Origin of the sequence: Pseudoalteromonas sp. (genome assembly GCF_041613455.1) — a bacterium.
GTDB lineage: Bacteria > Pseudomonadota > Gammaproteobacteria > Enterobacterales > Alteromonadaceae > Pseudoalteromonas.
Window position 1 is genome coordinate 1 of sequence record NZ_JBFJHD010000050.1, and the last position, 18,219, is coordinate 18,219.

15 protein-coding genes are annotated in these 18,219 nt (G+C 45.1%); 7 read left to right on the top strand and 8 right to left on the bottom strand.

All coding sequences use genetic code 11. The features are described from left to right. Window positions 1–71: 71 nt before the first annotated feature. Entirely contained in the window at window positions 72–914 is an 843-nt protein-coding gene (locus ABYB02_RS07080; protein ID WP_372761766.1) for a putative metalloprotease CJM1_0395 family protein, read from the top strand. A gap of 94 nt (window positions 915–1,008) precedes the next feature. Here the strand turns inward: ABYB02_RS07080 and ABYB02_RS07085 are convergent, their stop codons facing one another. The 4 genes from ABYB02_RS07085 to greB all read right to left on the bottom strand — a co-directional run bounded on the left by ABYB02_RS07085 (window position 1,009) and on the right by greB (window position 5,043). Continuing rightward, window positions 1,009–3,330 (bottom strand): Tex family protein, encoded by a 2,322-nt coding sequence (locus ABYB02_RS07085; RefSeq protein ID WP_372761767.1) that lies wholly within the window; start codon window positions 3,328–3,330, stop codon window positions 1,009–1,011. Window positions 3,331–3,497: 167 nt separating this feature from the next. Beyond that, entirely contained in the window at window positions 3,498–4,079 is a 582-nt protein-coding gene (locus ABYB02_RS07090; protein WP_372761768.1) for a CBS domain-containing protein, read from the bottom strand. Between the two features lie 52 nt (window positions 4,080–4,131). Beyond that, window positions 4,132–4,443 carry a hypothetical protein gene (locus tag ABYB02_RS07095; RefSeq protein WP_372761769.1) on the bottom strand — a complete coding sequence of 104 codons (312 nt, stop codon included), beginning with the start codon at window positions 4,441–4,443 and terminating at the stop codon, window positions 4,132–4,134. Between the two features lie 120 nt (window positions 4,444–4,563). Then, the gene (gene greB / locus ABYB02_RS07100) at window positions 4,564–5,043 is read right to left on the bottom strand and encodes a transcription elongation factor GreB (protein WP_372761770.1); all 480 of its coding nucleotides are present in this window, start codon (window positions 5,041–5,043) and stop codon (window positions 4,564–4,566) included. Window positions 5,044–5,235: 192 nt separating this feature from the next. Between greB and ompR the strand changes: the two genes are divergently transcribed. Together ompR and envZ are read left to right on the top strand one after the other, a co-directional pair. Then, window positions 5,236–5,955, top strand: coding sequence for a two-component system response regulator OmpR (ompR, locus tag ABYB02_RS07105; protein WP_372761771.1), 720 nt, complete (start codon window positions 5,236–5,238; stop codon window positions 5,953–5,955). A gap of 6 nt (window positions 5,956–5,961) precedes the next feature. Then, a complete protein-coding gene (envZ, locus tag ABYB02_RS07110) occupies window positions 5,962–7,278 on the top strand; it encodes a two-component system sensor histidine kinase EnvZ (RefSeq protein ID WP_372761772.1) in 1,317 nt (438 codons plus the stop codon). A gap of 28 nt (window positions 7,279–7,306) precedes the next feature. Here envZ and ABYB02_RS07115 read toward each other — a convergent pair whose 3' ends face one another. Next, window positions 7,307–9,349, bottom strand: coding sequence for a glycoside hydrolase family 97 protein (locus ABYB02_RS07115; protein WP_372761773.1), 2,043 nt, complete (start codon window positions 9,347–9,349; stop codon window positions 7,307–7,309). Between the two features lie 154 nt (window positions 9,350–9,503). Further along, on the bottom strand, window positions 9,504–10,367 hold the full coding sequence (speE, locus tag ABYB02_RS07120; RefSeq protein ID WP_372761774.1) for a polyamine aminopropyltransferase: 864 nt from the start codon (window positions 10,365–10,367) through the stop codon (window positions 9,504–9,506). 196 nt (window positions 10,368–10,563) lie between these two features. Between speE and speA the strand changes: the two genes are divergently transcribed. The 3 genes from speA (at window position 10,564) to ABYB02_RS07135 (ending at window position 14,788) form a co-directional block, all read left to right on the top strand. Next, the gene (gene speA / locus ABYB02_RS07125) at window positions 10,564–12,444 is read left to right on the top strand and encodes a biosynthetic arginine decarboxylase (RefSeq protein WP_372761775.1); all 1,881 of its coding nucleotides are present in this window, start codon (window positions 10,564–10,566) and stop codon (window positions 12,442–12,444) included. Between the two features lie 68 nt (window positions 12,445–12,512). After that, window positions 12,513–13,391 carry an acyltransferase gene (locus tag ABYB02_RS07130; RefSeq protein ID WP_372761776.1) on the top strand — a complete coding sequence of 293 codons (879 nt, stop codon included), beginning with the start codon at window positions 12,513–12,515 and terminating at the stop codon, window positions 13,389–13,391. Between the two features lie 137 nt (window positions 13,392–13,528). Next, entirely contained in the window at window positions 13,529–14,788 is a 1,260-nt protein-coding gene (locus ABYB02_RS07135) for a mechanosensitive ion channel family protein (protein ID WP_372761777.1), read from the top strand. On the opposite strand, the gene chrA is transcribed toward ABYB02_RS07135, so the two are convergent. After that, the gene (gene chrA, locus ABYB02_RS07140; protein ID WP_372761778.1) at window positions 14,748–15,899 is read right to left on the bottom strand and encodes a chromate efflux transporter; all 1,152 of its coding nucleotides are present in this window, start codon (window positions 15,897–15,899) and stop codon (window positions 14,748–14,750) included. The two genes, ABYB02_RS07135 and chrA, sit on opposite strands and share 41 nt — an antisense overlap. A 182-nt stretch (window positions 15,900–16,081) precedes the next feature. Between chrA and ABYB02_RS07145 the strand changes: the two genes are divergently transcribed. After that, entirely contained in the window at window positions 16,082–16,714 is a 633-nt protein-coding gene (locus ABYB02_RS07145) for an OmpA family protein (protein ID WP_372761779.1), read from the top strand. Between the two features lie 16 nt (window positions 16,715–16,730). On the opposite strand, the gene ABYB02_RS07150 is transcribed toward ABYB02_RS07145, so the two are convergent. After that, window positions 16,731–18,219, bottom strand: a 1,489-nt coding sequence (locus ABYB02_RS07150) for an ABC transporter transmembrane domain-containing protein (protein WP_372761780.1), incomplete at its 5' end; no start/stop codon positions are given.

The following is an 18,219-nucleotide window of genomic DNA, read 5'->3' on the forward strand; positions in this document are numbered from 1 at the left end:
GCGAACGCTAAATCGATACAAACCGCCGACGATGTACTCGGTACATTAATTGATATAAACGTGTAAGCACGATGAATATTGTCACGCCGTTCCCCTCTATCAATATAAACACGGCAAATGTTTATACTGAAACGGCGCGCCGTGATAACCAACTACGTGAAGCGATCCCGCCGCCCGCTGCCAGCAACCCGAGCAACACTGAAACAAAAGCACAAAGCGATGCTGAAAAAGCAAAATTACCCGGTAACAATGACACTGCAACCTATGATGCTAATGGCAAGCTAACGGATAAGGAGTCAGTGCAATCGCGGCAAGATTCAAATAGCTCAAAAAATAGCGAACAACAGCAACAACACGAAGAGCAACAACAGCAGCAAGCCGCAGAGCAAGAGCAAGAGTTGCAACAAATCAAACAGCTTAAAGCGCGCGACACTGAGGTACGAACTCACGAACAAGCGCATGCCGTTGTCGGGGGGCAATACGCTGGCTCACCAAGCTATCAATATCAACGCGGACCCGATGGCACTAATTATGCTGTGGGGGGCGAGGTGCCCATTGATGTGGCGGTAGTGAATGGTGATCCCAAAGCCACCATAGAAAAAATGCAAACTGTACGCGCAGCAGCACTAGCACCGGCAGAACCTTCAAGCGCCGATAGAGCGATAGCCGCCGACGCGATGCAAAAGTTATTGGCCGCGCAAGCAGAGCTTGCACGCACCAAAAATGACGATGACCCGCAAACTAACAGCTCACAACGAGCCTCGTTTTCAACTGACGAAAATGAAACGAAACTGGCAAAAAGTGATGCTGACACTCGCGACAGCGAAGTAGCAGCACGTGCCGGACGTATTGCGCACTTTTATCAGATGGCGACTTCGCCAAGCGCGCAAAGCGAATTTTCTGCACAGATTTAATGCAATAATTTAGCTAACCTGTGCTCTGCTTAGTTATAAAAAAACCGCATTAAGCGGTTTTTTTATTTGCTACACATAGTTACTGCATATAGGGCTATTTTTTCACCTTAGCATTGGCGAATGCATCGGCAAAAGCATTGCCCATCATGGCATTACCTGTGTCACGTTTGGGCTTGGCCGTCCGTGGTGATGCGTTATTGTTACGCGGCTTGTGTGCAGCAGCAGGAGCTGCTTTTTTGCTGCTATCAACCTCGTCATCTAAGCGCATAGTAAAGCTAATACGTTTACGCGCAGCATCGACTTCGACTACTTTTACTTTAACAATATCGCCCGCTTTAACCACTTCACGCGGATCGGAAATAAATTTATTGGTGAGCGATGAAATGTGCACTAAACCATCTTGGTGTACACCCACATCGACAAAGGCACCAAAGTTAGCGACGTTAGAGACTACCCCTTCTAAAATCATTCCTGGCTTTAGATCGCTAATTTTTTCAACACCGGCTTTGAACTCGGCGGTTTTAAATTCCGGGCGAGGATCGCGCCCTGGTTTATCAAGTTCACTAATAATGTCGGTCACGGTAGGTAAACCAAACTTTTCGTCGGTGTAGTCGTTTGCGGCCAGCTTAGTTAAAAACTCGCTATTGCCAATTAAGCTATTTACATCCACCTTATTGTGCTCACAAATACGCTTAACAACCGGATATGCTTCAGGGTGCACCGACGAGTTATCTAGCGGGTCGCTACCGTTGTTAATGCGTAAGAAACCGGCCGCTTGTTCAAAGGCCTTGGGTCCTAAACGCGCTACTTTTTTCAGTTCGCTGCGCTTAGTAAACGAGCCATGAGTATCGCGATGATTGACAATATTTTGCGCTAAGGTTTTGTTTAACCCCGACACGCGAGTCAATAATGGCACCGAGGCCATATTTAAATCAACACCTACCAAGTTAACACAGTCTTCTACCACTGAAATCAGACTTTGCCCGAGTTGGCTTTGCGATACATCGTGTTGGTATTGGCCTACGCCAATGGCTTTAGGCTCAATTTTAACAAGCTCGGCTAGTGGGTCTTGTAAACGGCGCGCAATAGACACCGCGCCGCGTAATGACACATCGAGATTTGGAAACTCATTGGCAGCAAATTCTGAAGCCGAATACACCGATGCGCCCGCTTCGCTAACCATAATTTTATTGAGCTTAAGCTCGGGGTTGGCTTTTATTAGTTCGCCGACTAATTTATCTGACTCGCGAGACGCGGTGCCATTACCAATCGCAATCAGTTCCACTTTATGTTGGCGACATAACTGCTCTAGGGTACGCAGCGATTTGTCCCAATGATTTTGTGGTGCATGGGGGAAAATAGTTTGCGTGGTAAGGAGTTTACCCGTGCTATCGACCACTGCAATTTTACAGCCAGTACGTAACCCCGGATCGAGTCCTAATGTGGTGCGCGGCCCCGCCGGCGCGGCCATTAATAAGTCTTTTAAGTTTTTAGCGAATACGTCAATCGCGCCGGTTTCGGCTTTTTCGCGCATCGCGGCTAAAAATTCGTTTTCGAGATGTAAGCCCAGTTTTACTTTCCATGCCCATTGCACTACCGTTAACAGCCAAGCACTTGCGGCTTGGTTTTTTATATCTAAACGGTAATGATCGGCAATCATTTGCGCGCACAGCTGTGACGAGTTTTCTACGCTTGGTTCGGGGTTTATAGTAAGCTGCAAAATGCCTTCGTTGCGCGCTCTAAGCATCGCCAGTGCACGGTGCGAAGGGACTTTATTAAGTGCTTCTTGATGCTCAAAGTAGTCACGGTATTTAGCGCCTGCTTGTTCTTGGCCTTTAATAACGCTGCTTTCAATAACGCCGTTTTGGCTAATATAGCTTCTAAATTTAGCCAGTAACTTAGCATCTTCAGCAAAGCGTTCCATTAAAATAAACTTAGCCCCTTCAAGTGCCGCTTTTGTGTCACTAATGCCTTTTTCGGCATTCACAAATTGTGCTGCATGTTGCTCAGGGTCAAGGCTGGCATCGTTAAATAATGCATTTGCCAACGGCTCTAATCCTGCTTCTATGGCTATTTGCCCTTTGGTGCGACGTTTGGCTTTATAGGGAAGATACAAGTCTTCAAGCTCGGTTTTACTTTCCGCGTTATGTATGTCGGCTGTTAACTCTGCAGTGAGTTTATTTTGTGACTCAATGGTCGATAAAATAAAGCTACGACGCTCTTCAAGCTCACGTAAATAGGCTAAACGCTGCTCAAGTAGGCGCAGTTGGGTGTCGTCGAGTCCACCGGTAACTTCTTTTCTGTAACGGGCAATAAACGGTACTGTGGCGCCTTCATCAAGTAACTTTGTGGCAGCAACAACTTGTTGCTGTTGGGCATTTAGCTCACTAGCTAAACGTGCAGAGATATCGCTCATGCAAACACCTTTTTAAACAAAAATAAGACCAGAATAGCTATTCTGACGTAATCAATTGCCTTGAATAATATCACAGGGGGAGGTAATAAAAAGCGCTTAAAGCAAGCTATTTAACTTGCTTTAAGCGGGGTTAACGAAAGCGAACACTTTCACCGTTAAAAAGCGCGTTAGTGGGGGTGTTCAATGCTGGCTAATACTTCACTAAAGCCGTTGGCGATAGGGGCAATGTGCAGCGGAATTTGCAGTGTTTTTGCAATGCCACGGGCGGAAATTAAACCACAGATCTCGCCACTGGCGGCGGTGACTAATAAATACATAGCGCCGCGCTGCTGCATGGTTTGTAATACATCACCAATACAGGCGTAGTTTAAGCTTTGCAGGCTAATACCGTGCAAATGCGTTAATGGCGTCATTAAGTGCGATAAGTTCACCTCAGTGCGAGGCAGACCTAAACGCTGAGCGGCAATAATTATTTTCGAGCTTTGTAAGTCTGCACTTGAAACTATGCCGATTAACGTGTCTGAGCTATTGGTCACTAAAATAAAATCAGCATACTGTAAACTGAGTAAGTTAAGTGCTTGCTCTACACGAGTGTCGGGGTGCGCGCGCAGCGGTGTTTTATTAGTGAAGTTATTAATCATGGTTTGCGCTGGTGATGCTAAATCAATGATAGCGGGTGCGTTATCTATGTTATGAGCGAGAACACCATGAGCAATATTTTGAATACGTAGTGCTTTAAAGTTAGACATAATAGCCACCTTTGTTCGTTATAAAATTTAATCTGTTGGAAATAAAAAAGGATTAAATTAAATAACGAGGAGGGCCGCGCTGCAGTGCACAGCTAAAAGGTTTGGCTAAAATAGTGCTTTTATAATGAGAGTGCTGGGCGGTAGCGAGTGGTTGTAGCACCCTAAGGCAGAGCTCATAAGCGTGGGCATCAAGGTCTAGCTCGGGAGCGTCTTGGTCAAAGTCATCAAAAGCAATAAAATGAGTAGTGGCAGTAGTGGAACTTGATGGTGCTTTGTTAATACTGGCGTGCAGCGTCAAACTGACACTCATTACAAGTGTAAGTAATATGGCGTTACTGAAGATGCGCGATATTAGCTTTGACATTGTGACGTTTACCTTAATTAACTAAGCTTGCATTAAACAATATTAACTTAAGCTCGCTCTGTTATAGCGTACTGTTAAAATATATACAATAAAAATTAACCTGATCTGAATCACTTTAGGTTAGGTATTTTTTTGGTATTCAATACTATTTACGTACCACTGCTTTTTGCCTTGCGGCGTATCAACTTCAAACTCATCATCCACTTGTTTTTTTAGTAAGGCACGTGCCATCGGGGCATCAATAGAAATATAGTCTTTACGATGGTAAATTTCGTCGGGGCCAACAATTCTAAAGCTTTTTGTTTCGCCTTGCTCGTTTTCTATTTCGACCCACGCACCAAAAAACACCTTGCCATCTTGCACTGGCGCGTAATCGACAATTTTTAGGTCGGGGAGTCGCTTGCGTAAGTATCTGACACGGCGATCTATTTGGCGTAACAAACGCTTGTTATATTGATAGTCAGCATTTTCAGAGCGATCGCCAAGGCTGGCAGCCCAACTAACAATTTTTGTTACTTCAGGGCGTTTCACATTCCATAAATGGTCGTGTTCTTGCTGTAATTGCACATACCCTTCACGGGTAATTAGGTTTGTTTTCACGGTCACTGCTCTTTAACGTGGGTGGTGAGCAAGGTATTAAAATTGGTGAAATTTGTCGAGTCTAATATCAATAATCGTGTGGTTATATTTTTTGAAATGTTCAGTAACAATCTAACTGGTTAATAAGTTTTTGATTATTGGGATTTTCAATTATATTAACAGTGAGTCGTTTTATAAAAATAAGAATGGATTATGGGACACGAAACCACAAAAGTACTGGTTGTTGATGATGATATGCGCTTGCGCAGCCTGTTAGAACGATATTTAGTTGAGCAAGGCTTTATTGTTAGAACGGCCGGTAATGCAGAGCAAATGGATCGTTTAATTGAGCGTGAAAACTTTCATTTAATGGTGCTCGATTTAATGCTACCCGGTGAAGACGGCCTATCGATTTGCCGTCGCTTACGACAAAAAGAAAACGACATTCCTATTGTTATGCTCACCGCAAAAGGCGATGAAGTGGATCGGATTATAGGCCTAGAGCTCGGTGCCGATGACTATATTCCTAAGCCTTTTAACCCGCGCGAGCTGCTGGCGCGTATTAAAGCCATTTTACGCCGCCGCGCTAAAGAAGTGCCGGGGGCACCTGCCGCAGAAGAGAACTTAATTGAATTTGGCCGCTTTGCTCTTAATTTAGCCACTCGCGAAATGAGCGCAGACGGAAATACGATTTCGCTAACCAGCGGTGAGTTTGCGGTGCTTAAGGCGTTGGTTTCTCACCCACGTGAACCACTGAGTCGGGATAAGTTAATGAACCTTGCCAGAGGACGTGATTACAGTGCGCTTGAGCGCAGCATTGATGTGCAAGTATCGCGACTTAGACGCATGATAGAAGCCGATGCCGCCAATCCGCGTTATATTCAAACCGTGTGGGGTTTGGGCTATGTATTTGTTCCCGACGGCGAAAAGTAACTCGCTATGAGTATTTTTCCACGCAGTGCGTTTGGGCAAACCGTTTTTTTAGTGGCGGTGCTGTTGTTAATTAATCAAGTCGTGTCTTATATCACGGTGAGTTTGTATGTGGTCAAGCCAACCATAGAGCAAGTAAACCTCATGCTCGCCAAGCAAATTAAAACGGTATTTATTGACTGGGAAGACGGGGTTGAAGTCACTGATGAGGTGTCGGATAAATTTTTTGCAATAACCGGTATTGAGGTAATGACACAACGCGAAGCCATGCGCAGTGGTTTGGCGCAAAGTCGCGAATACTCGATGTTATCACGCAGTATGTCTGAGCAGCTTAATGGCTCGGCACGGGTGCGTATTAGCCAAACCGATCCCTTAATTTATTGGGTCGAAGCGCCGCAAGCATTAGGCTATTGGGTAAAAGTGCCGTTGAGTGGCTTTAAAGAAAATAACTTAGAATTTTTAACCTTTTACTTATCAAGTATTGGTTTTTTAAGTGTGTTGGGTGGCTGGTTGTTTGCGCGGCATTTGAACCGGCCGTTAAAAGCGCTGCAGCAAGCGGCAATAAAAGTAGGAGTGGGCGACTTTAGCACCAAGTTAGCGGAACAAGGCTCAACCGAAGTGATTGAAGTGACCCGCGCTTTTAATCAAATGTCACGCGGTATTGCGGCACTTGAAAATGACCGTCGGCTGTTAATGGCGGGGGTATCGCACGATTTACGCACGCCACTGACGCGCATTCGTTTAGCCACTGAAATGATGGCGGATGAAGATGACTACCTGCGCGAAGGCATTATTTACGATATTGAAGATATGAACGGCATTATCGATCAGTTTATTGATTACTTACGCCATCATAAGCGTGAAGAGCGGGTGCATGAAGATATTAACGCACTGGTAGCCGAGGTGGTAAATCATCAGCTTAAACATCAGCGTGTCATTAGCTTTAAAGGCAACCCCGGTGTTGGTCATATTCCTATTAGTGCGGTCGCGATTAAGCGGGTGCTCACCAATATGATTGAAAATGCGCTGCGCTACTCTGAAGGCGATATTGAAGTATGCAGTTATTTTAACGACACTAAAAAATACGTTGTTATCGCGGTTAACGATAACGGGCCAGGAATACCCGAAAGCGAGTTAGAGTCGGTGTTTGAGCCGTTTAAACAAGGCGATACCGCGCGTGGAAGCGAGGGAAGTGGCTTAGGCTTGGCTATTATAAAACGCATTATTGATATGCATGACGGTCAGGTTAAGCTGGTTAATCGCCCCACTGGCGGACTTAGTGCACAAATATATTTACCAATAAAAGTAACCCCACCGGTAGCATAAAACACCGCTGGGATTGCTTAGTTAACAACTAGATTGCTTTAAAGCGAATGGCTGTGCCGCCGCTAGTAGCGAGTTTTAAGGTTAGTTTATCGTTTGCGGTGACTAGCCGTTTTTCGATATTTAAATCGTATGGCTTATTTTTCCACTCGGCGTGTTTACCGTCTTGATAAATGTGCGCCTCAAACTGTTTACCTGGCTCTAAAAAGTCGAGTTTTACCTCAATAGTGCGGGCGTGTTCGTCCGTTACGGCGCCTAAATACCAATCATTGCCTGTGTATTTGTCGCGTTTACGCTCTTTACGGGCAAAGACAATAAAGTCGCCTACTTCGCCATCAAGCGCAATACTTTGTTGCCAGTCGGTGGGTACGTCTTGAATAAATTGAAATGCATCGGGTTTAGCCAAGTAGTTTTTGGGTAAGTCGGCGGCCATTTGAATTGGGCTATACAGCACCACATATAACGCAAGTTGTTTAGCTAAGGTAGTTTGTGGGCGGTTAGTCTCAGCGCCTAAACCGTTAAAGCTCAGATCAAATATACCCGGAGTAAAGTCCATTGGGCCGGCTAGCATACGGGTAAAGGCAAGCATGGCAATGTGCTCTGGTGGGTTTGGCGGCGTGCCCCAAGCATTAAACTCTTGGCCGCGGGCACCTTCGCGGGTGATCCAGTTAGGGTAGGTACGGCGCAGCCCAGTGTCTTTTATTGGCTCGTGGGTATTAATACTAATTTTATGCTTAGCAGCGAGTGTTACGTTGTATAGGTATTCATTTACCATAAACTGGCTGTCGTGCCATTCATGGCGCGCAATACCTTGCTGGTCAATGCGTTTTATGTTGCCACCATCGGCCACATAGCCGGTTTTTACTTGGCTCACATTGGACTTTTCGTACAGGGCAAAGGCGTCGGCCATTTGGTTGCGGTAATTAGTGACGTTGCCCGATGTTTCGTGGTGGCCAATCAGCTGTACGCCGTGTTGTTTTCCATATTTTGCCAGTGCGTCTATATCAAAATCATCGTACGCTTGAGTAAAGCTAAATACGTCACCGTTAAAAAACCAATCGCCATCCCAGCCAGTATTCCAGCCTTCAACTAACACCCCATCAAATCCATATTCAGCAGCAAAGTCCATATAGTATTTAGTGTGTTCAGTGGTCGCACCGTGTTTTTCACCGCTGCCCCAAGTATGGGTGTTAATGTGCATTCCCCACCAAATACCCACGTACTTGCCCGGCTTGACCCACGACACGTCACCAAGTTTATTTGGCTCATTAAGGTTTAAAATAATATCGGAATTAATTAAGTCCACGGCTTTTTCAGCAATTTGTATGGTGCGCCAGGGGGTATTAAAGGCACCGTGCTTTTTAACCGCAATACCATCTGACCAAGGCGTTAAATCGGCTTGAAACACACCCGGACGGCGCTGATTTAGTACCATGCCTGCGTAATCGACTAACGCCGCTTCGTGAATACTAAGATGTACACCATCTTGGTTTTTAAAGGTGAATGGGGTGTGCACTAAAGCCGCGTCTTGCAAGGGAGTGGTATTGTAAACGTACTCGTAACGGTTCCAGCCGCGCGCTGGTATCCACCAGGCTGTTGCATTGTCAGCGCCAGCAATCGCAAATTCGGTCAATTCTTTTGTAATGGCGATATTTTCAAAGCCCGCTTGTGCAGGGACTTCATAGCGAAAGCCAACCCCATTATTAAACGCCCGTACTCGCACGGTATAAGTACCGCCATGTGGATCGGCTTTGCTAAAAGTAACTGCAATTTCGTTATGATGGTCTGTCACTGTGGTGCGTTCGCCCCAAGGTTGTTGCCATTGGCTATTAACGCTTTGCTGTTGTGTGTTAGTGATTTTAAAGCCTTCACTAAACGGCGCTTGCTGTTTAAATGCAAACCCTAGGGCTGAGTTATCTATTACTGTTTTATTTTTAAAATTAATGGAGTAGCTGGGGGTGCTGAGCTCATCTGATAAGCTAATGGTAATATTGCCGTTCGGCGACGCTATACTTGCCGTTTTAGCAACACTAACGCTTGAAAAAGCGAGCAATAACAGGGCTGATATTCGCATAATAGTTCCTTGGTTACGCATTGTGAACCATTAAGCATAAAGCCAGTTGCGAGTAAATACGATGCGCTACATACGTATTCAATATGATAAAAAATTCACCATAAAAAAGGGTTCTGTTGAACCCTTAGTGTTAACTATTGCTTAGAGTGCGAGATTACTTTTTAGCAAAAGCGCGTTTCATATAATTTGGTGTTGCCAGTGCACCGTGATGAATACCGCTATTGTAGTATTCGCTGTGCTGTGCAATCTCGGCTGCTGCGTCTTCTCTAAAGCCATTAAACAACTCAGACTTACGCGCTAATGTGACCGACCATAAACCACTTGGGTAAATAGGTTGTGGAAAGGGCAGGGTTTGTAAGTCGTTAAAGCCCACACTCAACATGGCTTCACGCATTTCGACCAATAAAGGCATATGCATTAGTGGCGATTCGCTTTGCTGTACTAAAATGCCGCCAGGGCGCAGTGCATTTAGGCAGCTAGTGTAAAATGCATGGTTAAATAAGCCTTCACCTGGGCCAACAGGGTCGGTGCCATCAACAATAATCACATCGATAGACTCACTTGCGGCTTCGCGCATGTACTTTATACCGTCATCAAACATTACCGTAGCGCGCGGGTCTTGGTTTGATTCACACAACTCAGGAAAGTATTTTAGCGACATTTGGGTCACTACTTCGTCGATGTCGATTTGGGTAACGCTTTGTACGCCTGGGTGTTTTAATACTTCACGCAAGGTACCGCAGTCGCCGCCGCCAATAATAACCACATTTTTAGGGTTTGGGTGTGCAAGCAAAGCTGGGTGGCTGATCATTTCATGGTAAAAAAAGTTTTCGCGGCTGCTCACCATAGTACAACCATCAATGATCATTAAATTACCAAAGTCAGTGGTTTCGAACATTTCTACTTTTTGAAACGGAGACTGTTTTTCATCGAGCTTTTTGTTAATACGTAATGAAAATGCGCTGCCATCGCGGTCGCTAATTTCGGTAAACCAGTTACTTTGATCTAAATTTGCCATAGTTGCTCTTACACTTTTTAAGTTGAGTATGAAAAAGGGGCGATTTTGCCAGTGCTTGCGGTTTTGCTCAATGTTATTTTAACCGATTTAGCAAATAAAATGCGCGTGTTGTGGCTTAAAGTTCAATTTTTGTTAGCTTAGCAGATAGTGACGTATTAAAATGCGGGCATATTTAATTGATTAAAGAAGAGTTGCTATGACCTGGGGTTTAGAAACAGCGCGCGCCACTTATAATGTTACTCATTGGAGTGACGGTTATTTTGATATAAATGCACACGGTGAGTTGGTAGCCTACCCAGATGGCGATAACAGCAAAGCGGCCATTTCTTTAACGCAATTAACCGAACAATTTAAACAGCAAGGGCTCACCTTGCCCGTATTAGTGCGTTTTACCGATATTTTACAAAACCGCGTTGATACGCTGACTAACGCCTTTACCCAAGCACGCAACCACCGCCAATACACGGGGCAATATACCTGTGTTTATCCTATTAAAGTAAACCAGCAACGCTCAGTGGTGAGTAAACTATTAGCGCACCCCAGTGGCTTAGTCGGCCTTGAGGCGGGTTCTAAACCTGAGCTGATGGCAATTTTGGGGGTGGCGCAAACGCCTATTACTATTGTGTGTAATGGCTATAAAGACAGTGAGTTTTTACGTTTAGCATGCATTGCTCAAGCGATGGGCCACAAAGTTAAAATTGTGGTGGAAAAACTCTCGGAGCTGGACACGTTACTGGCAGAAATTGACGATTTAGCGATTGAACCCGCCATTGGTATTCGGATTCGCTTAAACTCGGTAGGTAAAGGCAAGTGGCAAAACACCGGTGGCGAAAAAGGTAAATTTGGTTTAACCGCAGGGCAAGTGCTCAGTGCCGTTGAGGTACTTAAACAGCATAACAAGCTGCATTTAATGCAAATGGTACATTTTCATATTGGCTCACAAGTAGCTAATATTCGCGATATTCACCGTGCGCTGCGCGAATGTGCGCGCCACTTTGCAGAACTCACCCAGCTCGGGGTGCCACTTAATACCGTTGATGTTGGCGGTGGTTTAGGGGTTGATTACGAAGGTTCGGGTTCGCGCAGTGCTTGTTCAATGAACTACACGGTTGAAGAGTATGCGCGTAATGTGGTGAATGCCTTTGCCGAAGTGTGTGAACAACACGACTTAGTACAGCCGGCTATTATTACCGAGTCGGGTCGCGCGTTAACCGCGCATCATGCGGTATTAATTACCGATGTGATTGATGTAGAGCGCGCACCAAATCACTTAAATCCAGAGCCACCACAGGCAAACAGTGCTTTAGTGCTGGATGAAATGTGGCAATGTTTACAACGCTTAAGCCCGCGCATGGCGCTGGAAAACTATCACGATGCGATGCATTTGTTTAGCGAAGCGCACGATCAATACGTACACGGTTTGGTGAGCATGCTAGAGTGGGCAAAAATCGAGCAGCTTTATTTTACTATTTTGCACCGTGTGCGAGCGTCATTAAAAGATAATGTGCGCGCTCACCGTGAAGTGCTGGACGATCTGAATGAAAAATTAGCCGATAAGTTATTTGTTAACTTTTCATTGTTTCAATCTTTACCCGATGTATGGGGGATTGGGCAGTTATTTCCAGTGATGCCAATTGAAAACTTAACGCAGCCACTTACGCAGCGGGCGATCATTCAAGATATAACCTGTGACTCAGACGGGCAAATACGCGAATACGTCGAAGGCGGTGGTATAGAAACCAGTTTACCCATTCCAGAATATAACCCAGAGCAGCAATACCACATTGCAATGTTTATGGTTGGCGCCTATCAAGAAATACTGGGCGACTTACATAACCTATTTGGTGATACCGACTCGGTTCATGTTGAGCTAAATGATGATGGCTATGTATTAACCAACGCGATTAAAGGCGATAGCGTGAAAGATGTTTTAGGCTATGTTGATTATGATAGTGCTATTTTGGCGGAGAACTTTGCAGCGCAAGTTAATAAGCTTGCCGTTCCTAAGGCTTGCAAAGATAAATACCTAGCCGAGCTAAACGCCGGGCTGGAAGGTTATACCTACTTTGAAGATTAATTGTTAACTAATAAACTAATAAAAAAGCGCAGTGTAGCTTGCTGCGCACCGTTAAAGGAATAGAAGTAATGTCAGTTATTCGCAGTGTATTGAGCATTTTCTGTTACACCATAAACACCCTTATTTGGTTTGTGCCTATTTTTATTTGTGGCGTGATAAAGCTTATCCCGATAAAGCCACTACAAACAGCAATGAGCTGGCTGGCTAAACAAATTGCCAATATTTGGGTGACCTTTAACAGCCTAAATCAACAGCTATTTACGCCTACTCAAATTAATGTAACCGGGCTTGAAGAGGTAAAACTCAAAGATTGGTATTTAGTCATCGCCAATCATCAAAGCTGGGTTGATATTTTGGTATTGCAGCGAGTATTAAATCGCAAAATTCCATTTTTGAATTTCTTTTTGAAGAAAGAGCTGATTTACGTGCCGATTTTAGGTTTATGTTGGTGGGCACTGGACTTTCCATTTATGACCCGCACCAGTAAGAGCCAGCTAAAAAAGAACCCGAAATTACGCGGTAAAGACTTAGAAACCACGCGTAAAGCCTGCGAAAAATTTAAAGAAATGCCGGTGAGTATCGTTAACTTTGTTGAAGGTACGCGTTTTACAGAGCAAAAACATGCTCGTCAAAATAGCCCATTTACGCAATTACTTAAGCCCAAAGCGGGCGGGGTTGCATTTGTTATGCAGGCCATGGGAGAACAAATTTCAAAAGTAGTGAATGTAACCATTCATTACCCCGACGGTATTCCTACTTTTATGGATTTTGCCGGTGGCAAAGTGAAGCAAATTAACGTGCACGTTGCAGTGCTACCGGTCAGCGAGCAGCTGATTGGTGATTATAGCAGTGATGCCGATTTTAGAGTTCGCTTTCAAAGTGAGCTCAATCGCTTATGGAGCGAAAAAGATCAGGTGCTCACTAAGCTTGCGAACAAAGAACATTAACAGTTAACTGCGCTGAGCATCCATTCATCGACAAACTGCTCTTTATAGAGCAGTTTGTTTTTTGGCTTACGATAGCGATAGTTATTATTTTCTATACTCAGTACCGTGCCTTATAACGGTTAGGGACCTAACAGACTATGCATAACATTCACCTGCAGGAGCTAATAGCCCCTTGGTTTGAAAAGGTGCCAGATGCCTTTTTCCTCAGCACCATCACGGCCGTTGCTATTGGCATATTTTCGTTATTATTTGTGTATTTATTTACCCGTCGCCTCATGTTGCCTGGCATTCAAAAGGTGGTAACGAAAATTTCCCCGCAGCGTATTGGTGTGCTGTCGCCGTTGTTAAATAAGCTTAATAAACGTATTGCCTGTTTACTGTGTTGTGTGGTGTTTTTAGCCACTTTCGATAGTGTCTATCCGGTGAATGCAATTGCCGAGGAAATTTTAAAAACCTTGGGCCAAGCGCTGTTAATTATTTATGGCGGCTTTATTTTTAGCAGTATAGTGAGTATTGCGGGGGCGATTTATAACCAGTTAGACTTTGCGCGCGAAGTACCCATTCAGGGGCTGATCCAAGTTCTTAAGTTAATTACTTTTATTGTCACTACCATTTTAATTGTCAGTATTGTGCTAGAAAAATCGCCAACCTATATTTTATCGGGCTTTGGTGCCATTGCTGCGGTGACCCTGTTAGTGTTTAAAGACACTATTTTGGGCTTTGTTGCCAGTATTCAAATTGCGGCTAACCGCTTGGTTACCTATGGTGATTGGATTCAGGTAGATAATTATGGCGCCGACGGTGAGGTGATTGATTTAGGCTTAAATACCGTGCGGGTGCGTAACTGGGATCATACCGTCACCACCATTCCTACCTACATGTTAGTGGCTGGTTCATTTAAAAACTGGCGCAGCATGCAAGAATCGCCAGGCCGGCGCATGAAACGCTCACTCAACATTGATATGAATAGTATTTTTTTAGTTGAAGATGATTTTCGGCAACAAATCGAAGCGGCTATTCCATTAGCGCAATATATTCACACGGCCAGTTTACCCGATCCGGTGTCTAATTTAGGCTTGTTTCGCCGCTATGCCGAAGGCTATTTAAAGCAACATAATAAAATAAATACCTCACTAAGTTTATTAGTGCGTGAGTTACAGCCAACCAACCACGGCTTACCGATTGAGTTTTATTGTTTTAGTAGCGATAAGCGGTGGGTGTCTTATGAGCATTTACAAGCCGAGATCATGGATCATTTATTGGCGGTATTACCTATTTTTGGCTTACGCCCGTTTCAAAGTGTGAGTGGCCAATTTTCGCCACCCACAGCAGGGCCCAGCAATGAAAAACCGAAGATTAAAGTGCCCCATAATACTGCGCCAGACCCACAGCAATAAAGAGTAGTAATAGCCACCAAATAGGTGGCTTGCTTAATCTTAGCCAGGCAAATGCGGCAATTACCAGCGCTATGTGCCAGCTATTATGCACAGCAGATGTCCAAATGGGCGCATACAGCGCTGCCGCTAAAAAACCCACCACTGCGGCATTGAGTGCGGCAATAGCACTGGCGAAGCGGGGTTTACTGGCTAAGTTTAACCAACTTTTTTGCAGCGCTAGCATGAGTAAAAAGCCCGGAGTAAATATCAGTACGGTCGCTATCATGGCGCCAACTAAGGGCTGCTCGATAGTGAGTTGGGCGCCTAAATAAGTCGCAATAGTGAACATTGGCCCCGGCACAGCTTGCGCACTGGCATACGCGGTTAAAAACTGCTCGCTGCTTAAAGTGGGCACGGCCGCTTGTAATACCGGCAATACCACGTGGCCGCCACCAAATACCATGGCGCCGGTTTGGTAAAACGCCGCAAACAGGGAAAAATCACCCGCCAGCGGTATAAAGCTGCAAGCCAATAACAGTAAAAATAGCCCCAACGCCCACCCGTTAAGTGTGCTTTTATTGTCGGCGCTTACCGTCGCTGTGGTGGTTAATTTTAATAATGGCCATAGTGCCCCGATGGCAGCAGCAGTGACTAATACTGCCATTTGCGTGCCCAGCATGGGAAACAGTATTAAGGCAAGGGTGCTTAATAGCGCGATTAACTTCAGTACCACACTGGTACAAAAGCTCTTCGCCATACTGAATGTGGCATCGGCGACTATCACTACCGCAAACAGTTTGAGTCCAGCAATGATAGCAAAGTAAATCGCGTCAAATTGATGGGCGCTGATAGCCAGTAACAGCATGATTAAAAAAGACGGCAGAGTAAAACCAAGAAACGCCGCAATGCCGCCCCACACTCCCGCGCGTTCAACACCAATGGCAAAGCTGACTTGGCTCGACCCCGGACCTGGCAGCGCTTGGCTTAAGCTAATTAGCTGTGCATAGCGTTGATTATTTAGCCATTGCAAATGATCGACAAAATGGCGTTTAAAATAACCTAAATGGGCCGCAGGTCCACCAAAGCTGAAACAGCCAAGTAAAAAAAACTGTCTAAAAATTGCAACTAGCATTTCGACACAACTCCCCTATTATTAAATCTCAGATTATTACTTAATAGTATGACATAGTTATGAAAAGCGTTGCGGGATGAATTATCGCGTGCATCTGTTGTACACTTTTATCCGCGTCTTCATTGCTTGTTCATCTATGCCTTCGCATACTTGTGCTAAATTCTTAAGGAATAGGAAACATCATGACGTTAACTAAATCACTTTTAAGCGTAACCGTTGTTGCGGTATTACTTACTGGTTGCGAAACCAATAACACAGGTAAAGGCGCTGCGATTGGTGCAGCCGCCGGTGGTATTTTAGGTAAAGCGACGGGTAACCACAAAGATAAGCGTATTTTTATTGGTGCGGCGATAGGGGCTTTAGCCGGTGCTGCCGTGGGTAACTATATGGATCAGCAAGAAGCGGCGTTTCGCGACGAGTTAGCGGGTTCAGGTGTAGAAGTGGTGCGTGAAGGTGATAACCTACGTTTGGTGATGCCCTCTAACATTACCTTTGCAACTGATCAGTCTTATATCTCCTCTGGTTTTCACAATACGCTGAATGCCATTGCAAAAGTAATGAACAAATACGAAAAAACCTATTTAAGTGTTGAAGGTCATACCGATAGCACAGGCAAAGACAGCTATAATATGAGCTTATCGCAACAACGTGCGCAAAGCGTTAAAAACTACCTAGTAAACCAGCAAATTATGGCTGCGCGTATTAGTACTACTGGCTATGGTGAAACACGTCCTATTGCGACTAATGACACCGCGAATGGCCGTGCGCAAAACCGTCGCGTAGAAATTCAAATTGTGCCTAACACGCAAGATTAGGCAGCATTAACACACCTTAGTCTTTATTGAACTGTAGTTCACATAAGCGTTGGTATAGCGGGGAGCTTTGCAGTAATTGCTGATGGCTCCCCGTTGCTTTTATTGCCCCATCTGCCATCACCACTATCACATCGGCATGTTTTACCGTAGCCAGCCTATGGGCAATAATCAGCGTGGTTCTATTTTGCATTAAGTGCGTCAGCGCCGCTTGTACATGGTGCTCGCTTTGTGCATCAAGTGCGCTGGTGGCTTCATCAAGTAGCAATATCTCGGGATCTTTTAAGATAGCGCGGGCCAGTACGATGCGTTGTTTTTGCCCACCCGATAACCTAACCCCTTGTTCACCTAAAAAGCTGTGATAGCCTTGTGGTAATTGTTGAATAAACTCATCGGCATGCGCGTGTTTCGCCGCAGCATAAACTTGCTCGTCTGTGGCATCGGGGTTGCCGTAACGTATGTTGTGCATCACGTCGGCGCTAAATAAAATAGGGTTTTGCGCCACCATGCCCATTTTATTACGCAGGGTATTGAGCGATAACTCTTTAATATTAACACCCTGAAATTTAATCACGCCGCTGGCTGGGTCGTAAAAGCGTTGTAGCAATTCAAATAAGGTGGTTTTACCCGCACCAGATGGGCCAACAATAGCGATTGTTTTACCGGGCGCTATTTTTAAGCTGACATTGTTTAGTGCGCTGACATCGGGGCGAGAAGGGTAGTTAAAACTCACCTGTGTCAGCTCTATGGCTAGCGGATCAGGAGTTGCGTTTAACTGATGGTCTTGCGGGTTAATTGGATTTTCAATTTCACTGTTCACCGCCAGCAGCTCAAGCAAGCGTGCGGCCGCCCCCGCAGCACGTTGCAGCTCACCATACACTTCGGCCACGGTAGCCACCGACATCGCTACCATAATAGCGTAAAACACAAAGGCGCCAAGCTCACCGCCGCTCATAGTGCCGGCAAGTACATCGCTGCCACCCACCCATAGCATCACGCTGATGGCACTAAAGGTTAAAAAGATCACTGCGGCAATTAAAAATGAGCGTTGTTTAATACGGCTTTTGGCAACGTTAAAGGCTTTTTCGACCTCGCGCGCAAAGGCTTGCTGTTCACGTTGCTCATGACTATAGCTTTGTACCACTTTAATGTTTTGCATGATCTCGCCGGCATAGGTACTAATATCGGCAATCGCATCTTGACTCGAGCTGGCTAGTTTGCGCACCTTACGGCCAAACACCAGCATAGGCACTAACACTAAGGGGACACACGCCACCACCACTAAGGTCAGTTTTAAATTGGTGAATAGCAACATTGCCAAGCCACCAATTAGCATCAGCGCACTGCGCAGTGCCATAGAAAAAGATGAGCCAATAATAGATTGCAGCAAAGTGGTGTCGGTGGTCAGTCGCGACATTAATTCGCCACTGCGGTTTTCTTCAAAGTAACTAGGGTGCAGGGTAACAATGCGGTTAAACACCGCTTTACGAATATCGTTACTGACGCGC

What these genes read in the sequence shown, in the direction of transcription:
- ABYB02_RS07080 (WP_372761766.1), top strand. Translation starts at nt 72, where the DNA reads ATGAATATTGTCACGCCGTTCCCCTCTATCAATATAAACACGGCAAAT.
- ABYB02_RS07085 (WP_372761767.1), bottom strand. Translation starts at nt 3,330, where the DNA reads ATGAGCGATATCTCTGCACGTTTAGCTAGTGAGCTAAATGCCCAACAG.
- ABYB02_RS07090 (WP_372761768.1), bottom strand. Translation starts at nt 4,079, where the DNA reads ATGTCTAACTTTAAAGCACTACGTATTCAAAATATTGCTCATGGTGTT.
- ABYB02_RS07095 (WP_372761769.1), bottom strand. Translation starts at nt 4,443, where the DNA reads ATGTCAAAGCTAATATCGCGCATCTTCAGTAACGCCATATTACTTACA.
- ompR (WP_372761771.1), top strand. Translation starts at nt 5,236, where the DNA reads ATGGGACACGAAACCACAAAAGTACTGGTTGTTGATGATGATATGCGC.
- envZ (WP_372761772.1), top strand. Translation starts at nt 5,962, where the DNA reads ATGAGTATTTTTCCACGCAGTGCGTTTGGGCAAACCGTTTTTTTAGTG.
- ABYB02_RS07115 (WP_372761773.1), bottom strand. Translation starts at nt 9,349, where the DNA reads ATGCGAATATCAGCCCTGTTATTGCTCGCTTTTTCAAGCGTTAGTGTT.
- speE (WP_372761774.1), bottom strand. Translation starts at nt 10,367, where the DNA reads ATGGCAAATTTAGATCAAAGTAACTGGTTTACCGAAATTAGCGACCGC.
- speA (WP_372761775.1), top strand. Translation starts at nt 10,564, where the DNA reads ATGACCTGGGGTTTAGAAACAGCGCGCGCCACTTATAATGTTACTCAT.
- ABYB02_RS07130 (WP_372761776.1), top strand. Translation starts at nt 12,513, where the DNA reads ATGTCAGTTATTCGCAGTGTATTGAGCATTTTCTGTTACACCATAAAC.
- ABYB02_RS07135 (WP_372761777.1), top strand. Translation starts at nt 13,529, where the DNA reads ATGCATAACATTCACCTGCAGGAGCTAATAGCCCCTTGGTTTGAAAAG.
- chrA (WP_372761778.1), bottom strand. Translation starts at nt 15,899, where the DNA reads ATGCTAGTTGCAATTTTTAGACAGTTTTTTTTACTTGGCTGTTTCAGC.
- ABYB02_RS07145 (WP_372761779.1), top strand. Translation starts at nt 16,082, where the DNA reads ATGACGTTAACTAAATCACTTTTAAGCGTAACCGTTGTTGCGGTATTA.